The organism is Rouxiella badensis, assembly GCF_026967515.2.
Lineage (GTDB): Bacteria > Pseudomonadota > Gammaproteobacteria > Enterobacterales > Enterobacteriaceae > Rouxiella > Rouxiella badensis.
On the sequence record NZ_CP114062.1, the window covers coordinates 4,020,193 to 4,041,049 of the forward strand.

Below are 20,857 nucleotides of genomic sequence, written 5' to 3' on the forward strand. Positions count from 1 at the left end.
GCTCATATGCTATGAAACCAGAAACACAATAAAAATTAACCAGAGACTTTAATTAACTTAAATTCACCCGCCGAACAAAGGCGGTGATTTTAAAATAAAGCAAACGTCTATTGGCTATAAAATTAAATAGAGAGAAAAGTTTATTATAATGAAACTAACTAATATAATTATAGGATTAAAAGTTTTTTCCATTATACAGGCCAGCTTGGTCACTTACCCTATCGGATAAATCCTGATTATGCTTCGTTCTATTTTTTACATTGAGCAGGCAACGGTGCCGAAGGATCTTCATCGACTTTAAATACCCACTCCTGATAACTGTTGGCTTTTTTAAATGTTTTGTTTTCCTCTTTAAATCCGACTTTTTTCAGCGGATTACCCTTCACGGAGGAGTGCACGCCAATCCAGCGCCCTTCGCTGTCGAATACCTGTACCCAGTTTATTTTTTGGGTGAAAGGATCAAGATAAATTCTCCGCAAATGGTAGCGAGGCTTGAAGCTTCGGTTATCAAAAACTAATTGTTCAAAACTTATTGGAAAACAGTTGTCTTTTTTTACCGAGCTCGCCTCTTGTTTTAAACTATCAGAACCACGATAACTGTTTATGGCTGCACGAATTTGATTTCCAGCAAAAAGAAGCTGCGCCTCTTGCTGCTGACGAAAATTTGTCGCGATAAGGTCCTGGCTCTTGAGCATTAATATCGCCATCAGGCTTAATCCCACCAGCAATAATAAATAACTGAAGCCACTTTGAGCATTACCACTTTGCATACTCGGTTCCATCCGTTGATTTCAAAGGGGATCCGCTGTGCACGTCGGTTATTTTCCCATCCACATTTTCGGTTGCGACCCAAGAGTTGCGTTTATCAGTAATGGGATCGAGAGGCAGTTGACGTAAATACTGTTTCTCCACCAGCGCATCCAATGAGTCGGGAAACGCCGCGTTGTCGCGCAGATAATCATCCAAACTGCCGCGCAGCACGTTAAGATTATGCTTTAACACCACCTCACGGGCTCTTTCGGTCTGCTGAAAATATCTCGGCACTGCGACCGACATCAGAACGGCAATAATGGCCATCACCACCAATAGCTCAATCAGCGTAAAACCTTTCTCACCACTGCGCATATGGCACCCCGTTCAGGCCGCTCAACGCACTCGACGAGCGGATATCGTAAACATCTTTTCCGCCGTCGAAGCTGTCCGGTTCTGCCGTCGAGCTACGCACCTTCCAGGTCTCCTCGTTTTTACGGCCTTCGCAGTCACAAAAGGGGTCTCGCGGAATGCGGCGCATAAAATAGATCATCTTTTCATTCGGCGACGTTATGTCTGCCACACCCGAGGCAAGTAGTCTCAATTCGGTAGGATAACCCGACGCATCGGTGGCCTTTGCAACCTGCCCCGACAGGGCCGCCTTGTGATATTCGTCGAGGGCCTCGCGGATTTGGCGCAGCGCGAGATGCAGCTCCTCCTCCTTTTGCCGCTGGGTGTATTTGTTTACGACCGGCAATGCGGCGGCAGCCAGCGTGGCCATGATGGTCAATGTGACCATCATCTCGATAAGCGTGAAGCCTTTCTGACCTCCCATCATGAGCCACTCGCCTCTCGTGCTCCCTGATTCGGATCGGGCAGCGACTCAGGCATATGCGCAGCTGGCGCATAGTCGGGCTGAGGGAACTGCTCTTCGTTAAGTTTTATTTTGCCATTGGCGCGCAGAATCACGTTTTGCTCACCGGGCAGGTCTTCCGTGCCGAGCTGAATGGTGCTGACATGCCCGCCCGGTAAATCGATATTGTGCTCAAGCCTTGGCGTGATAAGCAGGATAACCTCGGTGCGGGTATCGCTATGGCTATGGCTGCCAAACAGGCCGCCCACCAGTGGGATATGACTAAACCACGGCAGGCCCTGATCGCTCTCGAGTTTGTCCTGTTTAATCAGGCCAGCCAGAATCTGCGTCTCGCCGTTTTCGCTGCTCAGGATAGTCTTGGCCTTGCGGTTGGTGGTCTTGTAGTAGATTTCACCGTTTGCCGCCTTTACCTCGTTCCCCAGATTGCTCAAGTCGAAATCCACGTCCATGGTGATGGTGCCATCGAGGCTGATATCTGGCGTCACCATCAGTTTGAGGCCAATCTCGTTATACTCCACCTTCGACGTATTGCCGTATTGCCGTATTCACCCAGCGTACTGCTCACCACCGGGATTTTCTCGCCGATGTGGATTTCCGCCTTCTTGCCATTTTTCACGCGTATGCGTGGATTGGCCAGAACCGTCGCTTTGCTCACCAGATCCTTGAGATTGATAGCAATACCCCCGCTCTCACCCAGCCTCACATACAGATTACCGGCTTTAAATCCGCTGAGAGGAATGCTGGACCCTAAACTTTTGCTTTTCTCCGAAGACTCTGATGAATTGCCGACGCTAAGGCCGATTTTATCCGGGTAATCGATGCCCAACGCTTTGGCGTCGTTGGTCGACACCTCTAGCACCTGCACCTCCAGCGTGACCTCGGCGTCGGGCCTGTCGAGCGTGATAAGCAACCTTTCTGCCATATCGACTGTCTCTGCCGGGGCGCGAACGGTAATCGTATTGGTGCGCTCGTCGACGTGGATATCTTTAATCTTCAGCATATTGCGTAGTGCAACGTTCACGTCTTTGGCCTTGGCATAACCCAGGAAGAAGGTCTTGACCTCTATATTACGGTAGGTTTTATCCTTCGACTGTCCGGCCGGATAGATAAGTAAAGTGTTACCGTTAAGCACTTTCTTTCTCAACTGATTAGTCAACAGCAACAGATTGATGGCGTCTTCTGCCGTGGTTTTTCTGGCGATGATGCTGGCCGTGGCCGATCTTGGGACATCGTTATCATAAATGATGTTTATGCCGGTCATTTTCGAGACAGTGCTGAAGATATCGATCAGATTATGTGACTGGAAATTCAACGATATTTGCTTCTTGAGCTCGGCGTCCATTTTCTCATACGGCACGTTGCTGGATGAGAGCTTACGCATCAGATGGTCACGCAACGCTTTACCCTGTGGCCAGTTAGGCTCTTCTTCGAGCACCAGCTGAATTTTCTGTAGCGCGCGCTCAGGGTCCTGTGACGCCAGTTTCACCGCCTGCAAATAGGTGGCATCGAGTGCACGATAGGTACCTATGCGTCGCAACCCCTGCGCTGCACGGCTGTTGCCCGACTGATAGGTCAGAACGGTGCGCCAAAGCCTTGAGGCCTCGGCGTACTCATTCTGTTTCAGCGCATGTTCGGCCTGATTGAGATACAGATTGACCAGAATACTGGTATCAATTTGCTCACGGCTCTTCAGTTCGACGTTATCCGGGTCGGCGGCACGTTGTCGCGTCAGTTGCTCAAGGGATTTCACCAGCACCTGCTGTTGCGTCTCCCCCGTTTTCTCGACGTTTGCCGGTTTTTTGTCCGTGGCACAGCCTGCCAGTAAAAGGAGAGCGATGGCCAGAGCCAGAGGTTTTTTATTTAGCATGATGTGTATTATTTAATCCTGAGAAAGTAGGCTCAGCGTCCATGTCGCCAAGCGCCATGTGCTGTTCGCGCATTTGCGGTAACCAAATAAAAGTCAGGCTTTGGGCCGAAACGCTTTTTAACTGCCAATCCTTTGTCAGGTTCATCCCTGTCCACACCCGCTCTGGAGCACGACAACGGCGGCAAATAATCCATTGCTGGTCGGCCTGTTGCAGCATCAAGGCACGCTGATTGTCGCTCCACCACGCGCCGACGAGCCTGAAAGGCAACGGCGGCGTAACGATTTTTGGCGGTTCTGCGTCCTTGGGCTTTGCGAGCACTTCGCGTGACGTCTGCACATCGGCCGGTTTTATCCCCGAGGGGAAAATATCGATAAAGCCGTCCTGCGGTTTGAGTTCGCTGACGGGCGTTAGCCTGTTGCTGACGACGTGGGCCGGGCGCTGCACCACGGCTATCTCTTCAACGCCGTCTGGCGAATCATCAACGAGGCTGTACAACACCAGTGCACCGGTAATTAACAGGGCAAACTGCAGGTAGCGTGGGAGTTTCATTGTTTTCCCCCAGATAACGTGACCCGCAGCATAATCTGCAAGTCCACCTGGTTAGGGTGGGCGCGTGTGAGCGAGATGGCGTTAACCTTGACCGGCATCGTCGCGGTCAGCTCACTCAGTGCATCGTAAAACTGGCGATAATTTCCCTTCATCGGAATATCCAGGCCTAACTGACCAGCCTGGTCATCGCCGACTTGATTAAATTGATAACGACTTTCCTGTGCAGTCAGATGGTGCTTGCCAAGAATGCGGAACAGCGCCTTGACCTGCTGGTATTCGGTGATACTCAGGTTGTCCTGTAGTGCGGCCTGTTCAGCCGAAATCATCGGCAGTGGAACGCCCAATTCACGATTAATCTCTTCAATATCATCCACCTGACTCTCCAGCACGGGGCGCTGTTCGACGAAAAGGAATATCCCCCCCACCAGCCAGATAACGCCCAGTAAGACCGGCAACGGACCCAGCTGACGATAGACGACGGCACCGTACCAGCGCAGACGGCTCATCAGCGACTGCGCGTCTAGCGAGCCGGAAAAATTAATCTTCATGGCGATATTCCATACGTAGTGCGGCCTTGACCTGCCATCGGCCTTTGAAGGCGGTTTCGCTGCTGTGGCTTTCCAGCTCAACCTTGCCTGCCAGTTTTTGCAGACGAGCGGTGAAGTCCAGAAGATCGTTAAGCGAATCGGTGACAACCACCAGACGCGCCTGGCTTTGTGCGTTGTCGACCTCGACAGAAACCAGCGCGACGTCCTCACGTAACGCTTTGCCGATCAGACTCAGGGGAAGCATGTCCGGCGTCGCCTGGGTCTTTCCCGGAAGACGACGGTCAAAGGCCTTCTGACTGGCGTAAATTTTTTCTGCTGCCTGCCGGTGTTCAACAAGCAATGCCTGATGCGTATCGAGGGTCTGTTGATGCCGCTGTTTTTCACCCATCCCCTGCACGAGCAAAATGCTCAGCGGGACGAACAGCAGCAGCATCACGGCGCAGGCCTTCACGGCCAGCGGCGGTAGTGGAGTAAATTGTTGGCGATTCATAAATTCTCTTGCGCGCGGCTTGCGTCGGAAAACGAGGCGGTAACGAACCCGTCGGCGTCAGGCTGGATGACGAAGCACGCAAGGGGCGGTAATCCCGTCAGGCGATTAGCTGTTTCAAGCTGAGTCTGGGTATCGGCGGTGGGCAAATGCAGCGAAAAGACGCTGTGCCATTGGTGCTGATAGCGCAGCGCAAAGCTGCTTTGCTGCGGACCCATGCAGGCAAACAGCGCATCGTCCGGCATACTGCGACACGCCTTGCGCCACAGCACGTCGAACTGGCTTCTGCTGCCCGTAAAGCGCAGACGACGGCGTCGTGCGGCTACGCCAAGCAGTTCGAAAATATCTTTATCCATCAGCGCGGCGAAGCCGTTTTTACCGTATGCGTAGTCGGTAAAGGCCACGCGCATCGGGCCGGATGCTTGTCCCTGCTGCTGCAGATGAAAGGCAATCGCATAATGGTCACGATCGACGGGTGTGTTCATCCCTTGCTGCCAGGGAACAATCAAATAATGCAGCTGCGAGCTGTCGAGAATAAACTCGATGCTATCGACAAAAGGCAGCCGCGAGGGGATCTGTGCGAGCAGTGCGTCCAGGCTGGACGCCAGTTCGGCGTCACTCTCGACGTCTATCTGCGCGATTTTTTTCTGCGCCAGAAACAGCTGCAAACATCGCGGCTGAAGGAAAACCTGCCACAGGTTAGTGTATGGAAATAACACGTTTCACTTCCTGTAAGGTGGTATGGCCGTTGAGCGCAGCCTCGATGGCGATGTCTCGCAGCGGGATAAAACCGTCTCTCAGAGCGGTCTCACGCAGGTGGCGGATTGAGGCACGTGCCAGCATGGCTTCTTTCATCGCATCACTGAAAAACAGCACTTCTGCCAGCGCCAGACGGCCGTGATACCCGCTGCCGCGGCATTTCTCACAGCCGCGACCCTGCGCCCAGATGCCTTGCTCCAGCTGTTGCGGGGTCAGGTGCCAGTCTTTTATCTGCTGCACGTCAGGCCATTTTTCTTCGCGGCAGTGCGGGCAAATCTGGCGAACCAGCCGCTGCGCGACTACGCCGTTAAGTGCGGTAATCAGGCTGACCGGTTCGACCTGCATATACATGAAACGCTCGAGCACGCTAAACACGCTGTTGGCGTGCACCGATGACAACACGACGTGCCCGGTCAACGCGGCTTGTACCGCAATACCCGCGGTTTCACTGTCGCGGATTTCACCGACCAATATGATGTCCGGGTCGTGACGCAGAATGGCGCGCAGCCCACGGGCAAAGGTCAGGCCTTTTTTATCGTTAACCGGGATCTGCAGTACGCCGCCGAGCTGATATTCGACCGGATCTTCGATGGTGATTATTTTGCTCTCGCCGCTGTTGAGTTCGCTCAGCGCCGAGTAGAGGGTAGTGGATTTACCGCTGCCGGTAGGGCCAGTGACCAGCACCATGCCGTACGGCATGTGGGTCAGTTGACGAATAGCGTCCAGCGTCTTTTGGTCAAACCCGAGCGTTTCCAGGCGCAGATTCTGCTCGTGTGACTTATCCAACACGCGCAGCACCGCGTCTTCACCGTGAATACTCGGCATAATAGAAACGCGAAAATCTACAGCGCGCTGCTGGATGAGTGCTTTGAAACGGCCATCCTGAGGGGTGCGGCGTTCAGAAATATCCATGCAACCCAACACCTTAAGTCGCGAGATAACCTGCTCGGCCTGCTGAGTGCCGTTACAGCGGGTGATCAAATGCAGCACGCCATCGATACGGTATTTCACCACCAGCCCGTCATTGACGCTCTCGAGGTGAATATCGCTCGCACGGCTTTGCAGGGCGTCAAACAGTGTCGCATTGACCAGTTTAATGACCGGGCTCTGTTCGCGGGCAAGCGAAACCAGCGAGATATCGGTGAGCGCATCCTCAGCGGACTCCTCTGACGCCTGCTGACCGAGATGGTCGGTGGTGCGCTGCTGGCGAGAGAGTATTTCGAGCTGTTCATTGACCCACGACGGCTGGCAAAGCCCAAGCCTGTCGGTGTAACGCTGCGCCCACTGACGCAACGGCAGAGAGAAGGGGTCGCCGAGCAGCAGATAACTGCACGCGTCCAGCGTCACCGGCAGAACGCCGTGTGAAATAGCCTCCGTCAGCGGCAGGCGCGAGAAGTCCAGCGTCGCCAGACCGAGCTGATGGTTGTTCAGCGGATAGAGCCCAAAGGCCGCGGCCACGGGGTGCAACTTATCAGGATGCTCGGTGAGAAATAGCTCAAGTCGCGCGCGGCGCTCTGCGTCATCGAGCGTAAACCAGTGTTGGAAATCGTCGAAGGCCGTATTGGCAGAATGAGTCATGACAGGCTCCCGGCCATCTCGAAGATAGGCATGTAGAGAAGAAACACCACCAGCCCCACCATGCCGCCGACGATTAACATCAGGATAGGTTCAAAGACTTTGCTGAAGGTTTCGATCGCACGTTCCAGGCTTTCATCATAAAAAGCGGCAATGCGCTCACACATGGCAGGCAGTTCACCGCCGCGCTCGCCAACGGTCAGAAGACGCGCCGCTACCGGCGTGGTGAGCCCATAATTGTCGAGCGTTTGCGAGAGGGACTTGCCTTCGCGCACTTCGCTTAATACCTGCTGGAGCCTGGAGCGATAGTCGCCGGGCAGCAGCGTACCGGTCATCTCGAGGGCGCTGACCGCAGGCATCCCTCCCTGTAGCAGCAGTCCGAGCGTGCGATAAAAACGAATCAGGACCGAGAGTTCAAACTGCATTCTCAGCTGCGGTATGCGCAACAACAGCTGCAGCAATCCTGTCTTGAGGGCCTGACTGAGCAGGGTCGCGACTAACGCAACCGTTGACACCGCCGTCGCCGCCAATAGCAGCATGCCGTTCTCAGTCACCAGCTTGCCCCACCAAACGATAAACTGCGCGCTGGCGGAGGGATCCTTCATACCGGCGAACACCACCGAAAAGCGCGGAATAATGAAGCCGAGTAAAAAGAACATAATCAGCCCACCGACGCTCAACACCACGCACGGATAAAGCAGGGTTGAATGAATACGTTTACGCAGTACTTCGATTCTTTTTTCATAAAACTGAAAACGCGTCAGTGCGGTCGCCAGCTGCCCGGTTTGTTCGGAGGAGGCAACGGTACTGATCAGCAGCGCGGGGAATAAATGCGCCTGCGCGGCCATAGCCTGAGAGAGCTGGCATCCCTGATAGAGTTTCTGCAATAACATCTGCAACACCTGACGTTGTGCGTCATCGCGGCAGCTATCGTGCAGGGCCTCAATCGCCTCGACCACCACCAGCCCGGCCTCGAGCAGCGCCACCAGTTCCTGAGTAAACAGCACTAAAGGAAACGGCTTTTTGCTGCCCTTCCATGGGGTTGACGATTTAATTTTGATGACCAGCGCACCGTCGTTCGCCGCGCTCATACGGGCTTCATCTTCCGAGCACGCGCGAATACGCTGTACGCTGCTCTTGCCATTAAGCCATAAAGTGACATCAAAGTTTTTCATTACACATTCACCGAAGTTTTGCCGGCCGCTGTTGAACCAGACGCCGATACTGTGGCCACACGCGCTTGATATAACGCTTGCGTAAATGGGCACGCTTTGGAGAGAGCCCGGCGTTGTAACCGCCTACGGCCTCCCAGCTGTAGCCTTTCTGGCGGATCATGCCCGCCAGAATCCACGCGCCGCTCATGACACTTAAACAAGGGTTATCGACAAGCTGCTGTTCGGTAATATTGAATTTATTCAGCGCGGGCATATTTCGGCTATTAATTTGCATTAAGCCAATATCGTAGCTGCCGTCTTTATTATTATTTCTCGCCGTTGGATTTAAATTAGATTCAACAATACCGATGGCCTGTAACAATTCTGGCTCAATACCATAACGTTCACCCGCCTCTTGCCAACAATGAGCTTGAGCAGAGGTAAAGAAAATAAAATAAGACAGGACAATCAATATTCGACACATTATTGGGCACCACGTTGGTTAGAAACCGTAGCTAATGGGTTTTCCATTTATGCCCGTTGAAAGAATATCGACTTCATAAATCACATTTTTGTTACGGGTAGGATTATTCCACTGGTAAGGATTTCCCCATGGGTCTTTCGGTACCTCCTGACTCAGGTAAGGCCCGCGCCAGTTATTGACGCCGCTCGGCTTGTGGGTAAGGGCAGTCAGCCCTTGACCGGCCGTAGGATATTGACCAACATCAAGACGGTATTGCCCCAACGATTCAGATAATGATTTCATTTGGCTGCGTGCGGTTTTCTGTTTGGCCTGGTCGACTTGTGAAAAAAGTTTGGGTCCAACAAATCCTGCAAGCAGAGCAATAATCATTAAAACAACCAGAAGCTCGAGTAATGTAAAACCCTGTTGTGTTTTATGTCTCAAATTTGTTAACTTCATAAAATCCTCAGACGATGTGTTTATGAGATAAATATGATAATCATTCATCGCCTCGCTATTTTTTAGCAAAGCGGGTATTGATAATAGAAGAGCGTTCTTGGAACATTTGAGAAAACGCTCAGCCCAGTAAAGAGAGTTCTTGCTTGCGTTAGATAATCCACAATAACGATTTCGATTACAAATCTACTTCATTAAAAAGGATGAAAATAAGAGGAATATAAGACAAAAATCAAACCGGTATTCTGAAAGATATTTATAATAGTGCACCCATCTAGCCAAAAGCGTTATTTACAAGGCGAAAATAAGGCAAAAATAAGCGATGAAAAACGCGTTATGTTAATTATATTATTTTCAATATTCATGGGTGCCGTGATAGGCAGTTTCCTTAATGTGGTGATCTTTCGCTTACCAAAGACCCTTAATGGCGAAAAAATTTCATTGAGCTTCCCCGCCTCATTCTGTCCTGCATGCCATCATCCTATTCGCTGGCGGCATAATATTCCCGTGATTAGCTGGCTGTTACTCAAGGGAAAATGCCTCGACTGCCGTTCGGCAATCTCTCCTCGTTATCCCTTAATTGAAATCCTTATGGCGGCCTTATTTGGCTGGGTCACCTCACAGCATGGCTTAACCGCTGACACTGTCGCAGTCCTGTTCGCACTCTGCCTGCTGGTGCCGCTCGCCGTCATTGACGCCGATACCATGCTGCTGCCAAACAGACTGATGTACCCGCTGCTGGCAGGGGGTTTAACCGTTGCCCTTGCGGGAATAGGCCGCGTTAGCTGGCAAGAGGCTGCTATTGCGGCTGCATTGGGCTTTGTCGCGCCGTGGAGTATCTCGAAACTTTTCTATTTATTTAATAAACGAGAGGGAATGGGGAGGGGCGATATGAAACTGTTTGCAGCGATCGGTGCGTGGGTAGGCTATTCGCAGCTGTGGGACGTCATGATAGCCTCCTGCATACTGGCCACCGTCTGCGCTTTGCTGATACTCAAGGTTAAACGCGGACAGTCTTTTCCCTTTGGCCCGTATCCCATCATCGTCACGGTGATTATTTTTCTGTTCAACTAAACATTGTGAAAGATATTTCTTATTAAAAATAAGAAGTCGCTCAATGCCTCATCCTGTATTCGGCATGCTTTGCGGGTGTAAAAATACCGCCTGGAAAGCTCCAGTACCCAAAAAATTCTAAAAATAATTCTCCAGCTAAAGGATTGGCTGTGGCAGACGCTGTCTGTCGATGACTTCCTTTAATTAAAGACAATTAACGAGTCATAATAATGAGCCATTTAAATAAAATAAATTCGCCGCTGAGATTCAATTATAGAAAATCAGCAGGATGGGCAGTGGGATTATTTGCCGCCGTATCGTCGATGACCGCCTATGGGGAACAACAGTCCGACGTCATTACCATCAGCGCTCCACTCGACTCCCCCCTCACTACTGTGACCTCAACCAAAGCCCCACGCCAGCCAGTCCCGGCCAGCGACGGCGCAGACCTGCTAAAATCCATTCCTGGCTTCTCGCAAATTCGCAATGGAGGCAGCAACGGTGACCCGGTCCTGCGCGGCATGTTTGGCTCTCGCCTGACCATTCTGACCAACGGCGGAGCGATATATGGCGGCTGCGGCGGGCGAATGGACGCGCCGACCTCCTATATTTCTCCCGCCAGCTTCGATCTGTTAACGCTGATTAAAGGACCGCAAACGGTGATTTGGGGACCGATGGCACCGGCAGGTACGCTGCTGTTTGAAAGTAGTCCGCAGTCTCTTTCCCAACCGACCTTCACCGGCGAGGCGAACCTGCTCACGGGCTCCAACGGCCGATTCGATCAGAACATAGACACTACGCTGGGTAATGCCTCGGGTTATCTCAAACTGACGGCGGGGAAATCACGTGCAGGTGATTATCGTGACGGCAACGGAAACAAGGTGCCGAGCCATTGGGATAAATGGAATACCGACCTGAGTCTCGGCCTGACACCCGACAACGATACGTTGGCTGAATTGAGCCTGGGGACCAGCGACGGCGAAGCACGCTACGGTGGACGGGCGATGGACGGCTCGCAGTTTCTACGTAAGAGCGCTGGGCTGCTGTTGGAAAAGCGCAACATCAGCGACGCTTTATCCAGCGTGAGTTGGCGGCTTTATTACAATCACGCCGATCACATTATGGATAACTACTCCTTGCGCACACCGGTAATGCGGATGGCGTCGCGCGTCGATAGGGTCACCTACGGTACGCGGTTGGCCAGTACCTGGCAGGCTTCAAACAACCAGCTGGTAGCCGGTATTGACGGCCAAAGCAGCACCCATCGCAGCGGCGGTATGACGCATTGGCAGAAAAACGCCGAGTTGGGCCAGCTAGGAGTGTTTGCAGAGTTTACTCAGGGCGTCGACTCCCCTGGAAAGCGCATCAGCGGTGTGCGTCTGGATAGATCAACGGCGACAGATTTCGGTACGTCCAATACCTCAACAACCCATATACTCCCCGGCTTTTTCACCCGCTATGAAACTACGGCATCGGGCTTGCCGGTGATGTCCTACGCGGGATTAGGCTACACCGAGCGCATGCCGGACTACTGGGAAATGTTCTCCAGTACCGGTGATATCGACCACATTCATACCGAGAAAACCACTCAGCTCGATTTCGGTACGCGTTACAGCGATGAAAAGGTGCAGAGTTGGCTTGCTGGCTATGTCGGCCAAATTAATGACTTCATCCTCTTCGACTATGGCGCACCGAAGAAAGCAACCCGCAACGTCAACGCCCAGATTATGGGGGCAGAGATTGGCAGCAGCTACGCGCTGAGCCCTCGCTGGAAGATTGAAGCCTCGTTGGCCTGGGCATGGGGTAGAAATCTTAGCGACAACCAGCCTCTGCCACAGATGCCACCACTCGATTCCCGCTTCACGCTGAGCTATGCGGGTAACGACTGGAACAGCAGCCTGCTGTGGCGCGTGGTGAGTGCACAGCATCGCGTTGCCGCAGAACAGGGCAACGTCACGGGTCAGGACATGGGGCCTAGCGCCGGATTCGGCGTGGTCTCCTGGAATGTCGACTACGTCATTAATCCGACGGTTCGACTGAGCGGCGGCATCGATAATCTGTTCAACAAGCATTACACCGAGCACTTGAACATGGCGGGCAATAAAGATTTTGGTTTCTCGTCACAAACGCAGTTGCCTGAGCCGGGGCGCAATCTCTGGGCCTCAATGCAGGTGAAGTTCTAACCCACTAAACACAAAGGAATCAATATCTAATGGAAAACCGTCTTACCTTGCCCGTTCGCTATGATGGCCTAAGCCGTCTCCTGCACTGGGTCGTTGCTATCATCATCATTTATGCCATGTGTATGGGTTATCTGCTGCACGCGCTGGAAGGGACTGCCTACTTTCAATTTTTCTCGGTGCTGAACATGACGCTGGGTACGCTTGCTACGCCGGTGATGATCATTCGCTTTACATGGCGCTTCTTCCGACCTTCGGTGCCCTATCCTACCGATGTCAGCGTACTGAAGAAGAAGTTCATGATTTTCGCCCATGAGCTCTTTTATCTGGTGATTTTTATCACGCTGATTTCTGGCTTCCTGATGCTGCAAAAAGGCTACAACCTGTTTGGTCTGTTTCCGATACCGAGGCCGGTCGATACTCTGGCGGTGAACGAATTCTTCTTTGTGCTGCATCGCTATGCCTGCATCACGCTCGGGATTTTCTTTTTAGGACACGTCTTCGCGGTTGCAAAGCACTATTTGGCGGGCAAAAAATCGATTATTTCGCGGATGTTCTAAGAAAAAAAGGTTCAGTCAGGTCGCAATGCCTGACTGAACCCTCAAATGCTCAAGCCCACAGGGGCCTGACTAAATCAGTTACCGCCTTTCAGCAGGCGATACATGTTTTCGCCCTGCTCTTCGTCTTCGTCGTCTTCGTCACCCAGCTCGATACCCAGCTGTTCCATCAGCACGTCGATGCGGTCGAGTGTCTGATCGACGTAGCTCTGGTCTTCTGCGCTCAGAGTTTTGCCTTCGTCCAGCAGGTCGAGCAGTGAATCAAGACGCGCGTCGTTTTCAAGAAGGGTTAATTCTTCTTCTGGCGGCAGCGCTGGCTTGGCTTCCTGCTTCGGCTTGGCTGGCTTTTTAGCCTTAGGTGAATTATTAAATACCGTCTCTACCACCAGCGGAACAGGCTTTTTGCTGCCGATACGCGGATCGGTCTTCTTGCCGCTATTGGCCGACTGGTTTTTCTCTGCATCCGGATTGGCGCGGGTGCCCGGTTTGTGGCCACGACGTTTGTTGTCACGCTTACGTTCGCGCGCTTCGATATCAAGCTCAACGCGACTTTTTTTCTTCGTTTTAGACGTCGCGGCTTTGGCACGCGGTGCTTTCGCTGACTGGTTCATAGCATCTACTCTTAGGTGTGTTCATTTAGTATAGAATTGCGGCGGAATCTAGCAGAAAGCAGACAAAGAAAAAAGGCAACAAGTTAACCTTGTCGCCTTTTTATTTATTCTCATGGAAGAATTATTGTACATACGTGTCCATGTGAGGCAAATATGTCCCTATTTCCCTTTGCCTGAACCGCCAGCCTGGCAGTTTTGTCCGTAAAGCACGATGGGTTCCAAACATCCTTTAGCGCGGGTCGTCCTTGTTTCCTTTCTTGCGCTCATCGCGTAATAAACACTTTACCCTAACGCGCTAAAGGCTCAAGATACCGCCGCGATGACACCCAAGGTGTATTTACGCATCGGGCACCATCTTACTGTATTTAATAAATAATATTGTTTATGGTATTAAAACTAGCGTCTTAGCTCGCACCAGAAATGGCAAAACTCTCACAGCTTAATGGCAGAAATCTCATCTGCTATCATCTCTATGAATGATTTTTCACCATGCGTTATGTAAAACAGAACCACATCTCGCCTCTGATACAGCTATAATCGCCAGCCAGATACCGAAGCCTCACGGAGACACACGTTTTGACCAGCCAAACTTACAACTATCATATGACCCATTTCGTCATCAGTGCCCCTGATATCCGGCATCTACCGAGTGATGAGGGCATTGAAGTCGCATTTGCTGGTCGTTCAAACGCCGGAAAATCCAGTGCGCTCAACACGCTGACCGGACAAAAAAGCCTGGCGCGAACCAGTAAGACACCGGGCCGTACTCAGCTGATCAACCTGTTTGAGGTTGAAGAAGGCATTCGTCTGGTCGACCTGCCGGGCTATGGCTATGCCCAGGTTCCTGAAGAAATGAAACGCAAATGGCAGCGCGCGCTGGGTGAATACCTGCAAATGCGTAACTGCCTGAAGGGTCTGGTGGTGCTGATGGACATCCGCCATCCGCTGAAAGACCTCGACCAGCAGATGATCCAGTGGGCCGTTGACGTTGGCACGCCGGTGCTGGTGTTGCTGACCAAGGCCGACAAACTGGCTTCAGGCGCGCGCAAAGCGCAGACCACGCTGGTACGCAATGAAGTGGAATCCTTCATGGGCGATATTCAGGTTGAAGCCTTCTCTTCCCTGAAAAAAATTGGTGTAGATAAGCTGATGGCGAAACTGAATACCTGGTTTAGCGAAATTCCTCCAGAAGTGCTCGAGGATGTGCTGTCAGGCGAGTGAGATAAACGCTCGACGCGATAAGCGTGTTTAGGTGAAACGGGGTGGCTTAGGCCGCCCTTTTTTGTTTCATAAAGGGGTGCAAAAAACGGTCAAAATCCCGCCAAAAATCCAATAAAAAACGCCCCAGACATAAATGCCTGGGGCGGCTAAAATATTCAGCCAAATCCGATTACGTGAAGTAAAAGGTCTGAAAGATAGAACATCTTACCTCTGTACCCTACGCCTCAGACTTTACCTCATTTTTTTGAGATGAAAAAGTATTTTTTGTAGTTTACTTACACAAAAGTTGAGGGATATGCGATCAGCCTCATACAATTTCATGCCCTTGATGTTGTTTAATTACAAAATCAGCTTATTTTATCGTCACTTAGTGAGCTTGATCCCAGTTTTCGCCCACGCCGACATCCACCTTAAGTGGAACGGCAAGCGTCATGCTCTCTTCCATCAGTTGGCGAATGGTCTCACTGGCTTTCTCGACGTCATCCTTATGCACTTCGAACACTAATTCATCATGAACCTGCATGATGATACGCGCACGAGGCGCATCAGGTCGTTCCAGCCAGGCTGAAACTTTTAGCATCGCTCGCTTGATAATGTCTGCAGCCGTTCCCTGCATGGGCGCATTGATAGCCGCACGTTCCGCTCCCTTGCGACGCATGGCGTTGCTGGACTTGATGTCCGGCAGATAGAGGCGACGGCCGTCCAGCGTTTCGACATAGCCCTGCTCAGATGCCTGCTGGCGCGTGCGCTCCATATATTCGAGCACGCCAGGATAACGTTCGAAGTAAAGGTCCATGTAACGCTGGGACTCCTTACGCGGGATGTTGAGCTGGCGAGATAAGCCAAACGCACTCATGCCGTAAATCAGACCAAAGTTGATAGCTTTCGCACTGCGGCGCTGCTCGCCTGACACTTTGTCCAGTTCGGTGCCAAACACTTCGGCCGCGGTAGCACGGTGGATGTCCTTGCCTTCAGAGAAGGCGGTCAGCAGCCCCTGGTCTTTAGACAGGTGCGCCATGATGCGCAGCTCGATTTGCGAGTAGTCGGCCGCAACAATGCAGTAGTCCTCAGGCGCAATAAACGCCTGACGGATCCTGCGCCCTTCATCGTTACGCACAGGAATGTTTTGCAGGTTAGGATCACTCGACGACAGACGACCTGTCGCCGTCACCGCCTGGTGGTAGGACGTATGCACCCGCCCATCTACCGGGCTTATCATCAGCGGCAGCTTGTCGGTATACGTCGATTTCAGCTTGGCGAGACCGCGATACTCGAGAATCACCTTCGGCAGTGGGTAATCCAGCGCCAGCTCGGCCAGCACCTCTTCATTGGTTGAAGGCGCTCCGCCCGGTGTCTTCTTCAAGATAGGCAGATTTTGTTTTTCATACAGGATTGCCTGTAGCTGCTTGGTCGAAGACAGGTTGAAAGGTTCTTCGGCCAGCTCGTGCGCCTTGCTTTCCAGCTCATTGAGGCGAATTGCCAGCTCTTTGGAGTGTGCAGCCAAAATGTTTTGGTCGATAAGCACGCCGGTGCGTTCAATGTGTGACAGTACGGCGACCAATGGCATATCGATATCGGTAAAGACGGTCTTCAGGCCCGGCTCTTTGGCAATCTTCGGCCACATAGCCTGGTGCAACTGCAACGTCACGTCGGCGTCTTCAGCGGCGTACGGGGCAGCCTGCTCCAACGCAATCTGGTTAAAGGTGAGTTGATTTTTGCCTTTGCCAGCAATCTCTTCGAAGGTCACGGTTTTGTGGCCCAGCAGCCTGTCGGCCATGCTGTCCATGTCGTGACGACCAGAGACGCTGTCGAGCACGTAGGATTCGATCATGGTGTCAAAATCGATACCTTTGAGGTCGATGTTGTATTTCAGCAGCACACCGCGGTCAAACTTGAGATTCTGACCTACTTTTGCCTGCTTGGGATCTTCGAGCAGCGGCTTGAGCTGTGTGAGAACCTCGTTGCGGTCCAGCTGCACCGGGGAGTCGAGATAATCATGGGCGACCGGCAAATAGGCTGCCTTACCCGGGGCGATGGCGAACGACAGGCCAATCAGGTTGGCCGTCAGGGTATCGAGCCCGTCGGTCTCGGTATCAAAGGCAAAAACGTCGGATTTTTTGAGCAGTAACAGCCACTCGTCGAGGGTTGCCTGGTCGAGAATGGTAACATAGCCCTCCTGAGAGAGCTGAGCACGCTCTACCGCAGTTTTTACGCTGCTTTCGACCTCAGGTACGGCACCTTTTTTACTGGCCGTCGCGGGGCCTTTCTTGCCGTTTAGCCAGCCCCCCTGATCGACATCAGCCAACCAGCGTTTGAACTCGTAGCGATCGAACAGCTCTCTAAGCTCGGCGTCGTTAGGTTCGCTAACGGTGAGATCCGCGCAGGTTATCTCCAGCTCGACGTCCGTTTTAATTGTCGCCAGCTGGTAGGAAAGGTAAGCCACGTCTTTATTGTCAGCCAGCTTGGCGCCCATGGTCTTGGCACCGCGGAAGCTGAGAGTGGCAATCTTGTCCAGATCGCCGTACAGCGCGTCGAGTCCACCTATGCCTTGCAGAAGTGCCTGCGCCGTCTTCTCACCCACGCCCGGCACGCCAGGGATGTTATCTGAAGAGTCGCCCATCAAGGCCAGATAATCGATGATAAGTTCTGGTGGTACGCCGTATTTGGTCACCACTTCGTCAGGGCCAAGAATGCTGTTGTTCATGGTGTTAATCAGGGTCACGGCCGGCGTGACCAGCTGCGCCATGTCTTTGTCGCCGGTGCTGATGAGTACCGCATGCCCTGCCTTCTCGGCTTCGAGTGCCAGCGTACCGATGACATCATCAGCCTCAACGCCCGGAACCACCAGCAGCGGCAGCCCCATGGACTTAACCATCTGATGCAGCGGCTCAATCTGCGCGCGTAGATCGTCAGGCATTGGCGGACGATGAGACTTGTATTCGGCAAACAGTTCGTCGCGGAAGGTTTTACCTTTGGCGTCAAACACCACTGCGACGTGGCTCGGCTGATATTGCAGCAACAGGCTGCGCAGCATGTTAAGTACGCCGTACATCGCACCGGTGGGCTCTCCCGCCCCGTTGGTCAGAGGGGGAAATGCGTGATAGGCGCGGTACAGGTAAGACGATCCGTCTACCAGGATTAAGGGATTTTCAGCAATCTGGGCCATAACTCTTCTTTATTCGTCGCATGTCATACCCCTAAGCATGCCATAGCTGAGGTTAAAGGCGAACCTTGAAAGGAAATTTGATGTTGATCCTGCGAGCTTTCTCCCAGGATCCAGCCTGTGGATAAGTTTGTGCATAGTTTTGCGACAGGATCATAGATTTGAGTTGCATATAGCAGAACAGATCGATATACGGCGGTTAATCATCAAGTTATAAGGGAGAAAGGGGCAATTGGGCTGTCATTTTATTTTAATCATCGTTGTGGATATAAATATTAGACTTAATATCCCTTTAGGAATTTTTCCATAAATATTAATCCAGAAAGTTAAATGATAATGAATAAAGATAAAACAAAATATGGCTAATGAGAAAGCAGGTGCGTGGCCGGGGGTATGTGCGTTAGTTTATTAAATAAAATATAAACGCCAGCGTTGCGCTGGCGTTTATCAAAGTGGAAAGCGTTTTAATTCTTATTTCTGAGTCGTCAGGAAATTGACCACGTCAGAGAATTGTTTAACGTAAGCATCCATAGAGCTGGTATCAAGTCCGTCATTTTTAACCTGATATTTGCCGTTCACGTAAACAGACGGCACGCCCTGCAGACCGAAATCGGCTGCGGCTTTCTCTTCCTGAACGACCAGAGACTTAACCACGAAGCTGTTCAGCGCCGCGTCATAGTCCTGACCGCTCACGCCAGCCTTGATAAAGACATCGCGGATATCGGCCTCAGTTTTCACCGTCTGTGATTTCTGAACGGCGTCAAACATCAGCGGGCTGATTTTGTCTTCTACGCCCAGCGCCATCGCTACGGCCCATGCCTGAGTCAGCTGCTTGCCCAAAGGCCCAAGGAATTCAACGTGATATTTCACGTACTTCACGCCCTGTGGCAGGTTTTTACGCACAGTGTCAGACACATGCCAGACGCGTTCGAACTCGTAGCAGTGCGGGCAATAGAATGAGAAGAACTCGACAACCTGAGGCTCGTTAGCCAGCGGCTTGTCGAGCGTAATGTACTGAGTACCATTAGAAAATTGCGCAGCAGAGGCGCTGAACGCCAATACCATACCCATGAAAGCCATCATGATCTTTCTGGCAGAAAAAAGGTTCTTCATAACTCATCCATCTCCGTTTAAATAATTATATAAAGCTTATTTCGTTTCTCAGTACATTGGCATCAACTGTAAAGGAGGCGCCCGTAATTTATTAATCTGCTCTTTAAATGCCGCAGCCTGACCCAACCAAAAATCTTCATCCTTCATCCACGGGAAACTGTGTGGGAATGCAGGATCCTGCCAGCGACGGGTCACCCAGGCGAGATAATAGACCATTCGCATCGCGCGCAGCGGTTCAATAAGTGCCAGTTCCCGGCTGTCGAAATCGGCAAATTCGCCGTATGCCTCAAGCAAAATATCCAGTTGAACGAGTTGCTCGGCGCGATCGCCGTGCAATAGCATCCATAAATCCTGAATGGCCGGGCCATTACGCGCATCGTCTAAATCGACAAATATAGGGCCGTCACGCCAGAGAATATTTCCCGGGTGACAATCACCGTGTAAACGACGCGGCTGCCAGTCGTGATGCCAATATTCTTTTATGGTCGCAATTAAGGCATCAAGAAGGGTAAGAAATGCGGCACGTTGTTTAGCAGGAATTAACTCGCTAGTGGAGAGAACCTCGCGCGGTTCAGTAAGGTATTCTGCAACGTCGATAGTCGGACGCTGGGTAAATAGATTCTCGCTTCCGACCTGATGGATCCTGCCAAGGAAACGCCCAACCCATTCAAGCTGATCAAGATTATCTATTTCATACTGCCGACCGCCCACGCTTGGGAACAACGTAAACATATATCCCTGATGCTGATGCAGCGTTTTTCCCTGGAGGGAAACAGGCGCAACGGCGGGGATTTCGGCAGTAAAGAGATCGTGAGAGAAGCGATGCTCCTCTTCTATTTGAGCAGCACTCCAACGCTCGGGACGGTAAAACTTCACCACATAGCGCTGGCGGTTTTCATCAAGGAATTGATATACCCGATTCTCATAGCTATTGAGCGCGGTTAATCCTGACTCAGCAATCAAGCCAACACTTTCCAGCGCATCGAGGATTAGGTCTGGAGACAGTGCCTGAAAATTAAAAGCAGAATTATTCATAACTTCATTCAGATTGGCCAGAGAGCAAAACGATAGTTTGAAATAGTACCATCAATTTTTAGCCTCACGCATGAAGTTCACATAAGTTTACATCAATCCTTGAGGACGCCTCTGGCACGCAAAATTGCCGTTTTAAAATCCTCTTCATAATCTTTTTTTAATCCAGGAATCTCATCTGTACTGGCTGTTTCACGCATTTTAAGCTGATAAATCAATGCGTCATCGCTGAGATCCTTAAGGTCGTCCTTAAAGCCAGCCTCCTGTGCCAGCTTGCTTAATAATTGTAACAAGCTTAAATCAGCCTCTTGTTTCCAGGCAGAATGCAGGAGATCGATCAGTTCATTAATACGGTGATCTTTCATTTTTGGCCTCGTTGACGGGGTATATCCATCAGGCTGACAGGGTTATTTGATACTTAACAGAATGTCTTAACAGAAAAAA

General features: G+C 51.6%; 23 protein-coding genes. 4 read left to right on the forward strand and 19 right to left on the reverse strand.

Annotation, left to right across the window (positions count from 1 at the left end):
- Positions 1-248 precede the first annotated feature (248 nt).
- The 13 genes from O1V65_RS18535 to gspG are packed head-to-tail and all read right to left on the reverse strand — an operon-like array spanning position 249 to position 9,486.
- The gene (locus O1V65_RS18535; RefSeq protein ID WP_017493094.1) at positions 249-770 is read right to left on the reverse strand and encodes a type II secretion system protein; all 522 of its coding nucleotides are present in this window, start codon (positions 768-770) and stop codon (positions 249-251) included.
- Positions 757-1,125 (reverse strand): type II secretion system protein, encoded by a 369-nt coding sequence (locus O1V65_RS18540; RefSeq protein WP_017493095.1) that lies wholly within the window; start codon positions 1,123-1,125, stop codon positions 757-759. The genes O1V65_RS18535 and O1V65_RS18540 overlap by 14 nt, the downstream gene beginning before the upstream one ends.
- Positions 1,112-1,588, reverse strand: coding sequence for a type II secretion system protein (locus O1V65_RS18545; RefSeq protein WP_269129925.1), 477 nt, complete (start codon positions 1,586-1,588; stop codon positions 1,112-1,114). The genes O1V65_RS18540 and O1V65_RS18545 overlap by 14 nt, the downstream gene beginning before the upstream one ends.
- Positions 1,585-2,142: a type II secretion system protein GspD gene (locus O1V65_RS18550; RefSeq protein WP_269129926.1), complete on the reverse strand. Its 558-nt coding sequence runs from the start codon at positions 2,140-2,142 to the stop codon at positions 1,585-1,587. Before O1V65_RS18550 ends, O1V65_RS18545 begins: the two co-directional genes overlap by 4 nt.
- Positions 2,112-3,491, reverse strand: coding sequence for a secretin N-terminal domain-containing protein (locus O1V65_RS18555; RefSeq protein ID WP_269129927.1), 1,380 nt, complete (start codon positions 3,489-3,491; stop codon positions 2,112-2,114). Before O1V65_RS18555 ends, O1V65_RS18550 begins: the two co-directional genes overlap by 31 nt.
- Positions 3,481-4,041 (reverse strand): hypothetical protein, encoded by a 561-nt coding sequence (locus O1V65_RS18560; protein WP_227990104.1) that lies wholly within the window; start codon positions 4,039-4,041, stop codon positions 3,481-3,483. Before O1V65_RS18560 ends, O1V65_RS18555 begins: the two co-directional genes overlap by 11 nt.
- The gene (locus tag O1V65_RS18565; protein ID WP_269129928.1) at positions 4,038-4,589 is read right to left on the reverse strand and encodes a hypothetical protein; all 552 of its coding nucleotides are present in this window, start codon (positions 4,587-4,589) and stop codon (positions 4,038-4,040) included. Before O1V65_RS18565 ends, O1V65_RS18560 begins: the two co-directional genes overlap by 4 nt.
- Positions 4,579-5,079: a hypothetical protein gene (locus O1V65_RS18570; protein ID WP_017493100.1), complete on the reverse strand. Its 501-nt coding sequence runs from the start codon at positions 5,077-5,079 to the stop codon at positions 4,579-4,581. The genes O1V65_RS18565 and O1V65_RS18570 overlap by 11 nt, the downstream gene beginning before the upstream one ends.
- Positions 5,076-5,795, reverse strand: a complete 720-nt coding sequence (locus tag O1V65_RS18575; protein ID WP_269129929.1) for a hypothetical protein — start codon at positions 5,793-5,795, stop codon at positions 5,076-5,078. Before O1V65_RS18575 ends, O1V65_RS18570 begins: the two co-directional genes overlap by 4 nt.
- Positions 5,776-7,413: a GspE/PulE family protein gene (locus O1V65_RS18580; protein ID WP_084913278.1), complete on the reverse strand. Its 1,638-nt coding sequence runs from the start codon at positions 7,411-7,413 to the stop codon at positions 5,776-5,778. The genes O1V65_RS18575 and O1V65_RS18580 overlap by 20 nt, the downstream gene beginning before the upstream one ends.
- The gene (locus O1V65_RS18585; RefSeq protein ID WP_269129930.1) at positions 7,410-8,585 is read right to left on the reverse strand and encodes a type II secretion system F family protein; all 1,176 of its coding nucleotides are present in this window, start codon (positions 8,583-8,585) and stop codon (positions 7,410-7,412) included. Before O1V65_RS18585 ends, O1V65_RS18580 begins: the two co-directional genes overlap by 4 nt.
- Before the next feature lie 7 nt (positions 8,586-8,592).
- The gene (locus O1V65_RS18590) at positions 8,593-9,048 is read right to left on the reverse strand and encodes a transglycosylase SLT domain-containing protein (protein WP_026110695.1); all 456 of its coding nucleotides are present in this window, start codon (positions 9,046-9,048) and stop codon (positions 8,593-8,595) included.
- Between the two features lie 18 nt (positions 9,049-9,066).
- On the reverse strand, positions 9,067-9,486 hold the full coding sequence (gene gspG / locus O1V65_RS18595; RefSeq protein ID WP_026110696.1) for a type II secretion system major pseudopilin GspG: 420 nt from the start codon (positions 9,484-9,486) through the stop codon (positions 9,067-9,069).
- A 360-nt stretch (positions 9,487-9,846) separates the two neighbouring features.
- Between gspG and O1V65_RS18600 the strand changes: the two genes are divergently transcribed.
- From O1V65_RS18600 to O1V65_RS18610, 3 genes are all read left to right on the forward strand, one after another.
- Positions 9,847-10,557, forward strand: a complete 711-nt coding sequence (locus O1V65_RS18600; RefSeq protein WP_227990126.1) for a prepilin peptidase — start codon at positions 9,847-9,849, stop codon at positions 10,555-10,557.
- A 275-nt stretch (positions 10,558-10,832) separates the two neighbouring features.
- A complete protein-coding gene (locus O1V65_RS18605; RefSeq protein ID WP_269129931.1) occupies positions 10,833-12,719 on the forward strand; it encodes a TonB-dependent copper receptor in 1,887 nt (628 codons plus the stop codon).
- Positions 12,720-12,748: 29 nt separating this feature from the next.
- Positions 12,749-13,276, forward strand: a complete 528-nt coding sequence (locus O1V65_RS18610; protein ID WP_017493108.1) for a cytochrome b — start codon at positions 12,749-12,751, stop codon at positions 13,274-13,276.
- Between the two features lie 74 nt (positions 13,277-13,350).
- Here the strand turns inward: O1V65_RS18610 and yihI are convergent, their stop codons facing one another.
- Positions 13,351-13,884, reverse strand: coding sequence for a Der GTPase-activating protein YihI (gene yihI / locus O1V65_RS18615; RefSeq protein ID WP_017493109.1), 534 nt, complete (start codon positions 13,882-13,884; stop codon positions 13,351-13,353).
- A 576-nt stretch (positions 13,885-14,460) separates the two neighbouring features.
- On the opposite strand from yihI, the gene yihA reads away from it, so the two are divergent.
- Positions 14,461-15,105, forward strand: a complete 645-nt coding sequence (yihA, locus tag O1V65_RS18620) for a ribosome biogenesis GTP-binding protein YihA/YsxC (protein ID WP_017493110.1) — start codon at positions 14,461-14,463, stop codon at positions 15,103-15,105.
- A 155-nt stretch (positions 15,106-15,260) separates the two neighbouring features.
- On the opposite strand, the gene spfP is transcribed toward yihA, so the two are convergent.
- From spfP to O1V65_RS18640, 5 genes are all read right to left on the reverse strand, one after another.
- Entirely contained in the window at positions 15,261-15,308 is a 48-nt protein-coding gene (spfP, locus tag O1V65_RS23220; RefSeq protein ID WP_071892919.1) for a small protein SpfP, read from the reverse strand.
- A gap of 164 nt (positions 15,309-15,472) precedes the next feature.
- The gene (gene polA, locus O1V65_RS18625; protein ID WP_084913283.1) at positions 15,473-18,271 is read right to left on the reverse strand and encodes a DNA polymerase I; all 2,799 of its coding nucleotides are present in this window, start codon (positions 18,269-18,271) and stop codon (positions 15,473-15,475) included.
- Positions 18,272-18,739: 468 nt separating this feature from the next.
- Entirely contained in the window at positions 18,740-19,381 is a 642-nt protein-coding gene (gene dsbA / locus O1V65_RS18630) for a thiol:disulfide interchange protein DsbA (protein ID WP_017493112.1), read from the reverse strand.
- 48 nt (positions 19,382-19,429) lie between these two features.
- Positions 19,430-20,416 carry a serine/threonine protein kinase gene (locus tag O1V65_RS18635; RefSeq protein ID WP_017493113.1) on the reverse strand — a complete coding sequence of 329 codons (987 nt, stop codon included), beginning with the start codon at positions 20,414-20,416 and terminating at the stop codon, positions 19,430-19,432.
- 92 nt (positions 20,417-20,508) lie between these two features.
- The gene (locus tag O1V65_RS18640) at positions 20,509-20,778 is read right to left on the reverse strand and encodes a DUF1040 family protein (RefSeq protein ID WP_017493114.1); all 270 of its coding nucleotides are present in this window, start codon (positions 20,776-20,778) and stop codon (positions 20,509-20,511) included.
- Positions 20,779-20,857: the final 79 nt, after the last annotated feature.

What these genes read in the sequence shown, in the direction of transcription:
- gspG (WP_026110696.1), bottom strand. Translation starts at nt 9,486, where the DNA reads ATGAAGTTAACAAATTTGAGACATAAAACACAACAGGGTTTTACATTA.
- O1V65_RS18600 (WP_227990126.1), top strand. Translation starts at nt 9,847, where the DNA reads ATGGGTGCCGTGATAGGCAGTTTCCTTAATGTGGTGATCTTTCGCTTA.
- O1V65_RS18555 (WP_269129927.1), bottom strand. Translation starts at nt 3,491, where the DNA reads ATGCTAAATAAAAAACCTCTGGCTCTGGCCATCGCTCTCCTTTTACTG.
- O1V65_RS18635 (WP_017493113.1), bottom strand. Translation starts at nt 20,416, where the DNA reads ATGAATAATTCTGCTTTTAATTTTCAGGCACTGTCTCCAGACCTAATC.
- polA (WP_084913283.1), bottom strand. Translation starts at nt 18,271, where the DNA reads ATGGCCCAGATTGCTGAAAATCCCTTAATCCTGGTAGACGGATCGTCT.
- yihI (WP_017493109.1), bottom strand. Translation starts at nt 13,884, where the DNA reads ATGAACCAGTCAGCGAAAGCACCGCGTGCCAAAGCCGCGACGTCTAAA.
- O1V65_RS18560 (WP_227990104.1), bottom strand. Translation starts at nt 4,041, where the DNA reads ATGAAACTCCCACGCTACCTGCAGTTTGCCCTGTTAATTACCGGTGCA.
- O1V65_RS18535 (WP_017493094.1), bottom strand. Translation starts at nt 770, where the DNA reads ATGCAAAGTGGTAATGCTCAAAGTGGCTTCAGTTATTTATTATTGCTG.
- O1V65_RS18590 (WP_026110695.1), bottom strand. Translation starts at nt 9,048, where the DNA reads ATGTGTCGAATATTGATTGTCCTGTCTTATTTTATTTTCTTTACCTCT.
- dsbA (WP_017493112.1), bottom strand. Translation starts at nt 19,381, where the DNA reads ATGAAGAACCTTTTTTCTGCCAGAAAGATCATGATGGCTTTCATGGGT.
- O1V65_RS18640 (WP_017493114.1), bottom strand. Translation starts at nt 20,778, where the DNA reads ATGAAAGATCACCGTATTAATGAACTGATCGATCTCCTGCATTCTGCC.
- O1V65_RS18585 (WP_269129930.1), bottom strand. Translation starts at nt 8,585, where the DNA reads ATGAAAAACTTTGATGTCACTTTATGGCTTAATGGCAAGAGCAGCGTA.
- O1V65_RS18580 (WP_084913278.1), bottom strand. Translation starts at nt 7,413, where the DNA reads ATGACTCATTCTGCCAATACGGCCTTCGACGATTTCCAACACTGGTTT.
- O1V65_RS18610 (WP_017493108.1), top strand. Translation starts at nt 12,749, where the DNA reads ATGGAAAACCGTCTTACCTTGCCCGTTCGCTATGATGGCCTAAGCCGT.
- O1V65_RS18540 (WP_017493095.1), bottom strand. Translation starts at nt 1,125, where the DNA reads ATGCGCAGTGGTGAGAAAGGTTTTACGCTGATTGAGCTATTGGTGGTG.
- O1V65_RS18545 (WP_269129925.1), bottom strand. Translation starts at nt 1,588, where the DNA reads ATGATGGGAGGTCAGAAAGGCTTCACGCTTATCGAGATGATGGTCACA.
- O1V65_RS18570 (WP_017493100.1), bottom strand. Translation starts at nt 5,079, where the DNA reads ATGAATCGCCAACAATTTACTCCACTACCGCCGCTGGCCGTGAAGGCC.
- O1V65_RS18565 (WP_269129928.1), bottom strand. Translation starts at nt 4,589, where the DNA reads ATGAAGATTAATTTTTCCGGCTCGCTAGACGCGCAGTCGCTGATGAGC.